The 11,850-nt window shown below is 69.7% G+C and carries 10 protein-coding genes; 4 read left to right on the top strand and 6 right to left on the bottom strand.

The genetic code is table 11. The features are described 5' to 3' along the window. Nucleotides 1-103 precede the first annotated feature (103 nt). Entirely contained in the window at nucleotides 104-583 is a 480-nt protein-coding gene (gene bfr, locus OG878_RS28655; RefSeq protein WP_328889446.1) for a bacterioferritin, read from the top strand. Between the two features lie 36 nt (nucleotides 584-619). Here bfr and OG878_RS28650 read toward each other — a convergent pair whose 3' ends face one another. Together OG878_RS28650 and OG878_RS28645 are read right to left on the bottom strand one after the other, a co-directional pair. Beyond that, nucleotides 620-946: a (2Fe-2S)-binding protein gene (locus tag OG878_RS28650; protein ID WP_328889445.1), complete on the bottom strand. Its 327-nt coding sequence runs from the start codon at nucleotides 944-946 to the stop codon at nucleotides 620-622. Nucleotides 947-1,116: 170 nt separating this feature from the next. Then, the gene (locus OG878_RS28645) at nucleotides 1,117-2,463 is read right to left on the bottom strand and encodes a class II 3-deoxy-7-phosphoheptulonate synthase (protein WP_328889444.1); all 1,347 of its coding nucleotides are present in this window, start codon (nucleotides 2,461-2,463) and stop codon (nucleotides 1,117-1,119) included. Nucleotides 2,464-2,661: 198 nt separating this feature from the next. Here OG878_RS28645 and OG878_RS28640 point away from each other — a divergent pair, with 198 nt between their 5' ends. From OG878_RS28640 to OG878_RS28635, 3 genes are all read left to right on the top strand, one after another. Then, the gene (locus OG878_RS28640) at nucleotides 2,662-5,448 is read left to right on the top strand and encodes an N-acetylmuramoyl-L-alanine amidase (RefSeq protein ID WP_328889443.1); all 2,787 of its coding nucleotides are present in this window, start codon (nucleotides 2,662-2,664) and stop codon (nucleotides 5,446-5,448) included. A gap of 89 nt (nucleotides 5,449-5,537) precedes the next feature. Then, nucleotides 5,538-5,594, top strand: coding sequence for a trp operon leader peptide (locus OG878_RS42355; RefSeq protein WP_356123226.1), 57 nt, complete (start codon nucleotides 5,538-5,540; stop codon nucleotides 5,592-5,594). Between the two features lie 99 nt (nucleotides 5,595-5,693). Next, the gene (locus OG878_RS28635) at nucleotides 5,694-7,562 is read left to right on the top strand and encodes an anthranilate synthase family protein (protein ID WP_328889442.1); all 1,869 of its coding nucleotides are present in this window, start codon (nucleotides 5,694-5,696) and stop codon (nucleotides 7,560-7,562) included. A gap of 37 nt (nucleotides 7,563-7,599) precedes the next feature. Here OG878_RS28635 and OG878_RS28630 read toward each other — a convergent pair whose 3' ends face one another. The 4 genes from OG878_RS28630 to macS form a co-directional block, all read right to left on the bottom strand. Further along, nucleotides 7,600-8,601 carry a 2-hydroxyacid dehydrogenase gene (locus OG878_RS28630; protein ID WP_328889441.1) on the bottom strand — a complete coding sequence of 334 codons (1,002 nt, stop codon included), beginning with the start codon at nucleotides 8,599-8,601 and terminating at the stop codon, nucleotides 7,600-7,602. A gap of 67 nt (nucleotides 8,602-8,668) precedes the next feature. Beyond that, complete coding sequence (locus OG878_RS28625; protein WP_328889440.1) at nucleotides 8,669-9,697, bottom strand: 6-phosphofructokinase; 1,029 nt, start codon at nucleotides 9,695-9,697, stop codon at nucleotides 8,669-8,671. Between the two features lie 157 nt (nucleotides 9,698-9,854). Continuing rightward, nucleotides 9,855-10,499: a response regulator gene (locus tag OG878_RS28620; protein ID WP_443049276.1), complete on the bottom strand. Its 645-nt coding sequence runs from the start codon at nucleotides 10,497-10,499 to the stop codon at nucleotides 9,855-9,857. A gap of 80 nt (nucleotides 10,500-10,579) precedes the next feature. Further along, complete coding sequence (gene macS / locus OG878_RS28615) at nucleotides 10,580-11,827, bottom strand: MacS family sensor histidine kinase (RefSeq protein WP_328889439.1); 1,248 nt, start codon at nucleotides 11,825-11,827, stop codon at nucleotides 10,580-10,582. Nucleotides 11,828-11,850: the final 23 nt, after the last annotated feature.

The following is an 11,850-nucleotide window of genomic DNA, read 5'->3' as shown; positions in this document are numbered from 1 at the left end:
TTCGGACAGTACCTACTAAGCGTGTACTTACTGGACGGCCAGGGGGTGCGGTGCGAGGATGCGGCCAACTTGACCAGTTCACCGGTTGGAAGGAGCCTCTGCGATGCAGGGCGACCCCGAGGTCCTCGAGTTCCTGAACGAACAGCTGACCGCCGAATTGACTGCCATCAACCAGTATTTCCTGCATGCAAAGATGCAGGAGAACTTCGGCTGGACGAAGCTGGCGAAGTACACGCGCTCCGAGTCGTTCGACGAGATGAAGCACGCCGAGATCCTGACGGACCGCATTCTCTTTCTCGACGGACTCCCCAACTACCAGCGACTGTTCCATGTACGGGTAGGCCAGACCGTCACCGAGATGTTCCAGGCCGACCGCCAGGTCGAGGTGGAGGCGATCGACCGGCTGAAGCGCGGTGTCGAGTTGATGCGCGCCAAGGGCGACATCACATCCGCAAATATCTTTGAGTCGATCCTCGAGGACGAGGAGCATCACATCGACTACCTCGACACCCAGCTGGAGCTGATCGAGAAGCTCGGTGAACCGCTCTACATCTCGCAGCAGATCGAGCAGCCGGAGAGCTGAGTCTCCCGGAGACCGGTAAGCGGTCGGCCCCTCGGTTCAGGCCGCGTCGGGAAGCCGGATGCCCGGGACCCTGCCGGGGGCGATGCCCGGAGCCCTGCCGGGGGCGATGCCCGGGTCGGCCTCGGGGGCCGCGCCGGGCGAGAGGGGCTGCTCGGGAGCGCCGGGCTCCGCCAGCCGCTGGGCGAGCAGCTCGCGAGGCGCGCACGCGCCGCGGCCGAGCATGGCCTGGATCCTGCGGACGCAGCCGCCGCAGTCCGTGCCCGCCTTGCAGGCGGAGGCTATCTGACGGGGAGTGCACGCCCCGGCTGCCGCATGTTCCTTGACCTGCTGCTCCGTAATGCCGAAGCACGAGCAGACGTACATGCGGTTCACCTCCCGGCGGGATTGATCGTTGGCGCCGTCCCGATTAATCGGTGAGGCTAACCTAACCTTACCCGGCGCTCCACTCCCGTAAAGCCCCGGTACGACTGTGGGGCACGGATCACATCGATCCGTGCCCCACAGTCGTACGTACGCCACCGGCGGTGACGGCCCTACTGGTCCCGGTACATCTCGGCGACCAGGAACGCCAGGTCGAGGGACTGGCTGCGGTTGAGGCGCGGGTCGCAGGCCGTCTCGTAGCGCTGGTGCAGGTCGTCCACGAAGATCTCGTGGCCGCCGCCGACGCACTCGGTGACATCGTCACCGGTGAGCTCGACGTGGATGCCGCCCGGGTGCGTACCGAGGCCCTTGTGCACCTCGAAGAAGCCCTTGACCTCGTCCAGGACGTCGTCGAAGCGACGGGTCTTGTGGCCGGAGGCCGCCTCGAAGGTGTTGCCGTGCATCGGGTCGGTGACCCAGGCGACGACCGCACCGGAGGCGGTGACCTTCTCGACCAGCGCGGGGAGCTTCTCGCGGACCTTGTCGGCGCCCATCCGGACGATGAAGGTCAGCCGGCCGGGCTCGCGGTCCGGGTCGAGGCGGTCGACGTAGCCGAGCGCCTCGTCGACGGTGGTCGTCGGGCCGAGCTTGATGCCGATGGGGTTGCGGATCTTCGAGGCGAACTCGATGTGCGCGCCGTCCATCTGACGGGTGCGCTCGCCGATCCAGACCATGTGGCCGGAGGTGTCGTACAGCTCGCCGGTGCGCGAGTCGGTACGGGTCAGCGCCGACTCGTAGTCCAGCAGGAGCCCCTCGTGCGAGGAGTAGAACTCGACCGCCTTGAACTCGGCCGGGTCCGTACCGCACGCCTTCATGAAGTTCAGCGCATTGTCGATCTCCCGGGCCAGCGCCTCGTAACGCTGACCGGACGGGGACGACTTCACGAAGTCCTGGTTCCAGGCGTGGACCTGGCGCAGGTCGGCGTAACCGCCGGTGGTGAAGGCCCGGACGAGGTTCAGCGTAGAAGCGGATGCGTGGTACATCTGCTTCAGCCGCTCCGGGTCCGGGACCCGGGCCTCCTCGGTGAAGGCGAAGCCGTTGACGGAGTCGCCGCGGTACGTCGGCAGAGTGACGCCGTCGCGGGTCTCGGTCGACTTGGAGCGCGGCTTGGAGTACTGGCCGGCGATCCGGCCCACCTTGACGACGGGCACGGAGGCCGCGTAGGTCAGGACGGCGCTCATCTGGAGCAGCGTCTTCAGCTTGGCCCGGATGTGGTCGGCGGACACGGCGTCGAAGGCCTCGGCGCAGTCGCCGCCCTGCAGCAGGAACGCCTCGCCCTTGGCGACGGCTCCCATACGGGCACGCAGCTGGTCGCACTCGCCCGCAAAGACGAGCGGCGGATACGACGCGAGGTCCGCGAGTACATCGCGCAGAGCCTCGGCATCGGGGTACTCGGGCTGCTGCGCCGCGGGAAGGTCTCGCCAGGTGTGGCCACCGGCGACGGAGGTATTGGCGTTCACGGTCACAACCACAACATTACGGGGTCGTGTCCCGTGTTATTCCCCGTGCTCAGTGGCTGAGACGGCGTTTCGTGGCGGGCGGTGACGGACGCCACGTCGCGCCCTGCTAGCCTCACGTTTTTCCGATTCGAACAAAGGGACCGCAGGGGTGGGGCGTTGAAGCGGAATCACCGCAGGGATCTCAATAAAAGACGAGTGATGTACGGCGTCGGCGCGGCAGTCCTCGTGACGGCGACGGTCGGCACGATCGCCATGGCCTCCCAGGACGCGGTGACCACGGACAGCAAGCCGGCGTCACCCACCGCGGTGCTGCAGGGGCAGTTCGAGGACGCGGCGCGTGAGTTCGATGTCCCGCAGAGCGTCCTCATGGCGGTCTCGTACCGGCAGACGCTGTGGGAGAGCCACGACGGCGAGCCCAGCACCAGCGGCGCGTACAACGTCATGGGGCTCACCCGCGTCACCGAGGACGATGTCGAGAAGCCCACGAAGGCGGAGCAGCTCGCACATCTGAACATGAGCGGCGACCCCGCCGTGATGAAGCACTTCGACGCCGCGCGGGCGCTGAAGGGCATGCCGGACGGTGTGGACACCAGCGTCCCCGAGCTGCACACGCTCGACGAGGCCGCGAAGCTCATCGACAAGCCGGTCGACGCGGTGCAGGACGACACCGCACAGAGCATCCGCGCGGGCGCGGCCCTGCTCGCGCAGTACCAGCGCGAGGCCACGGACTCGCTGCCGGACGACGCCGGTCAGTGGTACCCGGCCGTCGCCCGCTACAGCCAGGCGCCGGACACCAAGGGCGCCACACTGTTCGCGAACCGTGTCTTCGAGTCGGTCCGCAGCGGCGAATCCCGGCTGACGGCGGACGGCCAGCAGCTGTCGCTGCCCGCCGATCCGTCGGTGGCCCCGGTCAAGCCGGCGAAGATGCCGCTGGCGGCGACCACCATCGCCACCACCGCGACTCCCGCGCCGGAGTGCCCCGCCGGTCTGAACTGCGACTTCAAGCCGGCCGGGTACAAGCAGAACAGCACCACCGCGGACGACTTCGGCAACTACAACGTCGCCAACCGTCCGGCCAGCGGCGAGGACATCCGCTCGATCGTCATCCATGACACCGAGGGCGGCTACGCCGGCTCCCTGGCCACGTTCCAGAACCCGGCGTCCTACGCCAGTGCGCACTACATGATCCGGGCGAGCGACGGTCTGGTCACCCAGATGGTCGAGACCAAGAACGAGGCATGGCACGCGGCCAACAAGACCGCGAACATGCACTCGATCGGGATCGAGCACGAGGGCTACGCCATCAAGTCGGGCAGCTGGTACACCGAGCCGCAGTACGAGTCCTCGGCGACGCTCGTGAAGTATCTGGCGAACCGGTTCGGTATCCCGCTCGACCGTGAGCACATCATCGGGCACGACGAGGTTCCGGGCGTGCTCGACGGCAATGTGGCGTCCCAGCACTGGGACCCGGGCCCGTTCTGGGACTGGAACCACTACATGTCCCTGATCGGCGCCCCCACCGGTGCCGACGGGGCCGGCGGGCCGCTCAAGGCCGGTCAGGTCGTCCGGGTGGTTCCTCCGTTCACCACGGCCAACGAGCCGGCGCTGACGTACGGCGGCTCCGCGGTCGCCAAGCAGCCGGCCAACTTCGGCTACCTGTACACGTCGCCCTCGACGACCGCGGCGAAGATCACCGACCCGTACATCCCCAATGTGACGTCCACGGACGGCCCGAACTGGGGCAACAAGGTCGTGGCCGGCGGCACCTATGTCGTCGCCGAGGCCCAGACCAACTGGACCGCCATCTGGTACGGCGGCAAGAAGGCCTGGTTCCAGAACCCGAGCGGCCAGTTCACCGCCCCGGTCGGCAAGACCGCCCAGCCGGTACTGAAGGCCAAGGCGGGCGCGACGTCCATCCCGGTGTACGGGCGCGCCTACCCGGAGGACGCGGCGTACGCGGGCACCGGTGTGGCCATCCAGGCGAACAACAACGCCTCGCTGACGAAGTACAGCATTCCGGCCGGCCAGGCCTATCCTCAGGCCGGTCCGGCGCAGGTCGGCGACTACTGGTTCGCGGGGACGTTCGCAGGGACGGCCGCGGGCGACCGCACCCTGGTGAGGGGGAGCACCAACCTCTTCTACCCGATCCGCTACAACCACCGCATGGCGTGGGTGAAGGCGAGCGACGTCCAGCAGGCGAGCAGCACGGTTCCGGACGCGGGCACCAACCGCTACAACATCCTCGGCCGTGACTCCGCCGGTGTGCTCTGGCAGTACCAGGGCACCGGCAGCGCCACCGCACCCTTCTACGGCCGCTACCGCGTCGGGCCGGGCTGGCAGGACTACAACGCGGTCATCGCGATGACCGCGCTGCGCGCCGACGGCACGGGCGACATGGTGGCCCGGGACAAGAGCGGCACGCTCTGGTACTACCGGGGCGGCTCCAACCCGAGCAAGCCCTTCCTGAGCCGGCTCAAGGTGGGCGGCGGCTGGGGGGTCTACAACGGCCTCTGGGGCGCCCGCGACCTCGACGCGGACGGCAAGGCGGACCTGATCGCCCGGGACTCCTCCGGCGTCCTCTGGTTCTACAAGGGCACCGGTACCCCGGCGACGCCGTTCGCGACGAAGGCACGCGTCGGCGGCGGATGGTCGATCTACAACTCGCTGGTCTCCACCGGCGATCTGAGCGGTGACGGCAAGCCGGACCTGGTCGCCCGGGACACCGGGGGTGTGCTGTGGCTGTACAAGGGCACCGGCAGCGCCACCGCCCCGTACGCCGCGCGCACCCAGGTCGGCAAGGGCTGGGGGGTCTACAACAACCTCCTCGGCCCGAGCGACCTCGACCGCGACGGCATCGGGGACCTGGTCGCCCGGGACACCACCGGGGTCCTGTGGTTCTACAAGGGCACCGGCAGCGCCACCGCTCCGTTCGGCGCCCGCGTGAAGGTCGGCAGCGGCTGGAGCATCTACAACCTGCTGGTCTGACCCGTTCGTCAAGGATCTGCCGGGGCCCGTTCCACCTGCCGGGTGGAACGGGCCCCGTTTCCGTCCCGTCGTGGGTTAGGGTTCGGAGCATGCTCGCGCATTCGATCCAGAACTGGTGGTGGACCGCTCATCCGGCGGCCCACTGACTGCGCGTACGCACCATCGCAGAGGCCGCCCGAGGGGCGGCCTTTTTTCGTGTCCGGGGCCGTTCCTCCCAGCTGAACCCAGGGGAAGGAACACCACCCATGCTCATCGAGAAGCTCCTCGCCGACGACTGCCCGCCCTTCGCTCTCCTCCGCCGCCGGACACCGGGCCGGGACCACGACACCGTCGAGGTCCTGATCGGCGCGGTGCACGAGGCGGAGCGGCTCGCGGACCTCCCGGTGGGCGAGATGCCCACGCTGGCGCTGGTGCCGTTCCGGCAGATCTCCGAACGCGGCTTCGACGTCCGCGACGACGGGACGCCACTGTCGGTGCTGGTCGCGCAGGAGACGTACGAACTGCCGCTCACCGAGGCCCTCGCGCAACTGCCCACCCATGACGTACGGGTCGAGGCCGGTGCCTTCGATGTCGGCGACGAGAAGTACGCCGGGATCGTCCGGCGGGTCATCGAGGACGAGATCGGGCAGGGCGAAGGGGCGAACTTCGTCATCCGGCGGACGTTCCAGGGGGAGATCCCCGGGTTCGGACGGGCCGACGCGCTGGCGCTCTTCCGGCGGCTGCTGGCCGGTGAGCGGGGCGCGTACTGGACGTTCGTCGTCCACACCGGCGAGAGGACGCTGGTCGGCGCCAGCCCGGAGGTGCATGTGCGGATGTCCGGCGGAACGGTCGTGATGAATCCGATCAGCGGGACGTACCGTTACCCCGACGCGGGGCCGTCCGCCGAGAGCCTGCTGGCCTTCCTCGGCGACCGCAAGGAGACCGAGGAGCTCTCCATGGTCGTCGACGAGGAACTGAAGATGATGTGCACCGTCGGCGACATGGGCGGGGTGGTGATCGGGCCGCGGCTCAAGGAGATGGCCCATCTCGCGCACACCGAGTACGAGCTGCGCGGGCGCTCCTCGCTGGACGTACGCGAGGTGCTGAAGGAGACCATGTTCGCGGCGACCGTCACCGGCTCGCCCGTGCAGAACGCCTGCCGGGTCATCGAGCGGTACGAACCCGGCGGCCGCGGCTACTACGGGGGCGCGCTGGCCCTGCTGCGGCAGGAGCCGGACGGGGCGCAGACCCTCGACTCGCCGATCCTGATCCGCACCGCCGACATCGCGGCCGGCGGGCGGCTGCGGGTGCCGGTCGGCGCGACGCTCGTACGCCACTCCGATCCGGCGGGCGAGGTCGCCGAGACGCATGCGAAGGCGGCCGGCGTGCTGGCCGCGCTGGGGGTACGGCCGGGGCGCCCGAACGCCGGGAGGACGCGTCCGCGGCTGGCCGACGATCCGCGGGTGCGGGCCGCACTGGACGCCCGGCGGGACGGGCTCGCGCCGTTCTGGCTGCGGATGCAGGAGCGCACGCAGGAGCTGTCCGGCCATGCGCTGGTGATCGACGGCGAGGACACCTTCACCGCGATGCTGGCGCATCTGTTGCGCGCCTCGGGCCTGGAGGTGTCGGTGCGCCGCTACGACGAGCCGGGGCTGCGCGAGGTGGTACGGGCGCACCCGGGGCCGGTCGTGCTGGGCCCGGGACCCGGGAATCCGGCCGACGTCGCCGATCCGAAGATGCGGTTGCTGCGCGGGATGGCCGCCGAGCTGGTCCGGGGCCACCGGCACGGGCTGCTGGGTGTCTGCCTCGGCCATGAGCTGATCGCGGCGGAGCTGGGTCTGGAGATCGTCCGCAAGACCGTGCCGTACCAGGGCGCGCAGACCCGGATCGACCTGTTCGGGCGTCCGGAGACGGTCGGCTTCTACAACAGCTTCACCGCCCGCTGCGACGACGAGGCGGTCGGTGAGCTGGCGGCACACTCCATCGAGGTCAGCCGGGACGCGGCCACCGGGGAGCTGCACGCGCTGCGCGGGGACGGGTTCGCATCGGTGCAGTTCCACCCCGAGTCGGTGCTGACGCTGCACGGCGCGTCGATCGTCGCCGAACTGCTGACGGGGCTGCCCGTGCACAGTTGACGGCGGACGCGGCGGGGCCCCGGAGGAGATCCGGGGCTCAGTCCCCGAGCACGGGGACGAGGACGTTCTCGCTGTGGCGGCGGGCCAGATAGTCGCTGACGTTCTGCACGGTGGCGTCGATGATCTGTGCCACGGCGTCCTCGGTGTAGTACGCCTGGTGCGAGGTGACGACGACGTTGGGGAAGGTGACGAGGCGGGCCAGGGTGTCGTCGTCGATGCCCTCGAGAGACTTGTCGAGGAAGAAGAGCCCGGCCTCCGCCTCGTACACATCGAGTCCGACGCCGGTGAAGCGGCCCGCCCGCAGCTCGGCGACCAGGGCGGTGGTGTCGATGAGGCCGCCGCGGCTGGAGTTGACCAGGATCGCGTCGTCCTTCATCAGGGAGAGGGCGGCCTTGCCGATGATGTGGTGGGTCGCGGGCAGCAGCGGGACATGGAGGCTGATCAGGTCGGCCTCGGCGAAGAGCTGCTCCTTCTCGACGTATGTCATGCCGAGGCCGGTGCAGGCCGGGTTCTCGGCCACGTCCCAGCCGAGCAGCTTCATCCCGTAGCCGTGGGCGATACGGGTGAAGGCCTCGCCGATCTTTCCCGTGCCGAGCACTCCGGCCGTCCGGCCGTGCATGTCCCGGCCGAGGAGACCGTCGAGGCGGAAGTCGAAGTCACGGGTGCGGCTCGCGGCGCGGATGATCCGGCGGTTGACCGCCATGGCGAGCGTCCAGGCGAACTCCGCGACCGAGTACGGGGAGTAGGAGGAGACCCGGGCCACCCGCAGGGCGAGGCGTTCGGCGACGTCCAGGTCGATGTTGTTGAAGCCGGTGGAGCGCTGGGCGATCATCTGCGTGCCGCCCGCGGCGAGGGTCTGCAGCACGCCGCTGCCCAGATCGGCGTTGACACTGGTGGAGACGATCTCGTAGCCGGCCGCGATGGGTGCGGTGTCCGTGTTGAGGAAGACGTCCAGGCACCGGACGTCGTGCTGTCCGGCGAAGGCCTTCTCGATCAGCGGCTTCTCGTCGGGCTGCACGCCGAATGCCAGGATTTCCACGTTTTCTCCCGAGAGGCAGGTTACGGGCCGGATAGCGGCGAATATACGGCCCGCATCCCTGACGTGCTCAGCCGAAGAAGACGCCGACCTCCGCATAGAGCGCCGGGTCGACCGTCTTGAGCCGGGCGGTCGCCTCGGCGATCGGCACCCGCACGATGTCCGTGCCGCGCAGGGCGACCATCACACCGAAGTCGCCGTCGCGGACGGCCTCGATGGCATGCAGTCCGAACCGGGTGGCCAGCCAGCGGTCGAAGGCGCTGGGGGTGCCGCCCCGCTGGACATGGCCGAGGACCGTGGTCCTGGCCTCCTTGCCGGTGCGCCGCTCGATCTGCTTGGCCAGCCATTCACCGACGCCGGAGAGCCGGACATGGCCGAAGGAGTCGTGGGATTCGTCTTTGAGGATCATCTCCCCCTCGGCAGGCATGGCGCCTTCGGCGACGACGACGATCGGGGCGTAGCTCGCCCGGAAGCGGGAGGTCACCCACGCGCAGACCTGGTCGATGTCGAAGCGCTGCTCGGGGATGAGGATGACGTTCGCGCCGCCCGCCAGCCCGGAGTGGAGCGCGATCCAGCCCGCGTGCCGGCCCATCACCTCGACCACGAGGACCCGCATATGGGACTCGGCCGTGGTGTGCAGACGGTCGATGGCCTCGGTGGCGATGCCGACCGCCGTGTCGAAACCGAAGGTGTAGTCGGTGGCGGAGAGGTCGTTGTCGATGGTCTTGGGAACGCCGACGCACGGGATGCCGTACTCGTCGGACAGGGTCGCGGCCACGCCGAGTGTGTCCTCGCCGCCGATGGTGACGAGTGCGTCGACCTCGTACTTGGCGAGGTTGTCCCTGATCCGGCGGACGCCGTGCTCGGCGTTGAGGGGGTTGGTGCGCGAGGAACCGAGGATGGTGCCGCCGCGCGGCAGGATGCCGCGCACCGCCGGGATGGAGAGCGGAACGGGCTCCCCCTCCAGTGGGCCGCGCCAGCCGTCCCGGAAGCCGATGAAGTCGTAGCCGTACTCCTGCACGCCCTTGCGGACGATGGCGCGGATGACCGCATTGAGCCCGGGGCAGTCGCCGCCCCCGGTCAGTACTCCGACCCGCATGGAAGCATCCCTTCGCCGAAGTGAGCTCGCTGACGACCACGCTAATGGTGATCCAGGTCACTCGGGGATGGGTCGGAAGGTCAATTCCCCTGAAACAAGGCGTTGTTGATCTCGGTCGCGGGGGTCCCGAGTGTCGTCGGCGCAGGCCTCAGGGATCTCAGGCGTCGTCGAGGCCGCGTTCGATCGCGTACCGCACGAGCTCCACCCGGTTGTGCAGCTGGAGCTTGCCCAGGGTGTTCTGGACGTGGTTCTGCACGGTGCGGTGCGAAATGACGAGCCGCTCGGCGATCTGCTTGTACGAGAGTCCCTTGGCGACCAGCCGCAGCACCTCGGTCTCCCGGTCGGTCAGCTGCGGCGCCTTGGGCTCGTCGGACGCCACGGGGACCGGCTCGGAGGCCAGCCTGCGGTATTCGCCGAGCACCAGCCCGGCGAGCCCGGGGGTGAAGACGGGGTCCCCGACCGCGGTGGACCGCACGGCCTCGGTCAGCTCCTGCGTACTGGCCGACTTGAGCAGATAGCCGGTGGCGCCGGACTTCACCGCCTCGAGAACATCGGCGTGCTCGCCGCTCGCGGAGAGCACCAGGACCCGCAGGCCGGGGTGGGAGCCGACGAGTTCCTTGCAGACCTGGACGCCCGGCATCCCCGGCAGATTGAGGTCGAGCACCAGGACGTCGGGGGTCGCGGCCCTCGCCCGGCGCACGGCCTGCGGGCCGTCACCGGCGGTCGCCACCACGTCGAACCCCGACTCGGCGAGATCGCGGGCGACGGCGTCACGCCACATCGGGTGGTCGTCGACCACCATCACCCTGATCGCCCGCTGCCCGGCGCCCTGCGCCTCTGACGTGCCCGCCGTGTTCGCCATGCCCGCCGTGCTCTCTTCGCTCATCGGCCGGAACCTGCCTTCCCCCGTGAATCGTCCGGATTCCTGAAAACCTTGGGAACCTTCAGCTCGACCTCGGTGCCCTGGCCGGGTACCGAGATCAGCTCTGCCGTGCCGCCCAGATCGCGCAGCCGCCCCCGGATCGACAGGGCCACCCCCATCCGGCCCTCCCCCTCCGCCTGCGCGAGCCGCCCCTCCGGGATGCCCGGGCCCTCGTCCCGGACCGTCACGATCACCTCGTCCGGCCAGTCCTCGACGAGGATCCACGCCTGGGCGTCCTGACCCGCGTGCACCCGCACATTGTCCAGGGCGGCACGAACGGCGGCCGCGAGTTCCTTCGCCGCCGCCGGCGCGAGCAGTACCGGAGCACCCGGCTCCGCGAAGCTGACCCGGGAACCGGCATGCGGGGCGAGCAGCGAGCGCAGATCGCAGTCGGCCGCGCCGGACGGTCCGTCCTCGTCGTCGACCTCGACGGTGCGGACCACCGCGCCCTCGGCCGCGTCCTCGGAGACCCGGGTGGTGGGCACCAGCCCGCTGGAGACCAGGGTGCGCAGGGCGATCTCCTGTTCCCCCGCCATCCGGCCCAGCTCCGCCGCCTCGCCGCCGAGCTGCGTGCCACGGCGCTGCACCATCGCGAGCACCTGCAGCACGCTGTCGTGGATGTCGCGGGCCAGCCGCTCCCGCTCCCGGGTGGCCGCCTCGATCTCCAGGGCGCGGGCGAGGGTGCGCTCACTGGCCCGGGCGACCTCGACGACGTAACCGATGGCGATGGAGGCGACCCAGACCAGCAGGACGTTGTGGAGGGTGTCCCGGTTGGGCTCGCCGCGCTCGACGATGTTGGCGGCGGCGACGAACGAGGAGGCGAAGGCCGCCCAGCGCCAGCCGCCCTTGATCGCGAACGCCAGGACGGAGCCCGCGGTCCAGATGGACGGCAGGGTCGTGCCGTCGATGTGCTGGGCGTCGAAGTCGGCGAGCGGGGTCAGCAGAATGCCGGCGAGCGCGAGCGTGAGGTCGGCGCCGAGGAAGCGTTTGGTGCAGCTCGCGGCTCCCGCGACCTTCGGGAGCGTGGCGAGGGTCCAGGCGGCCATGACGACCAGGAAGGCGAACGCCACCCAGGGACGCTCGTAGGCGTCCCGGCCGATGACGGCGAGCAGGCTCGCGTACACCATCGTCAGAATCCGGTACGCGGTCAGCGCACGCCACAGCGGCTGCTCGACCGACATCCGCACGACCCGCTCACGCTTGGCCATGTCCCCCCCATCCCCCCGGACGG

The sequence above is a fragment of the Streptomyces sp. NBC_00316 genome, from assembly GCF_036158715.1.
GTDB lineage: Bacteria > Actinomycetota > Actinomycetes > Streptomycetales > Streptomycetaceae > Streptomyces.
The sequence above is the reverse complement of the archived record's forward strand: the minus strand, read 5'-3'. Positions and strand labels throughout refer to the sequence as shown.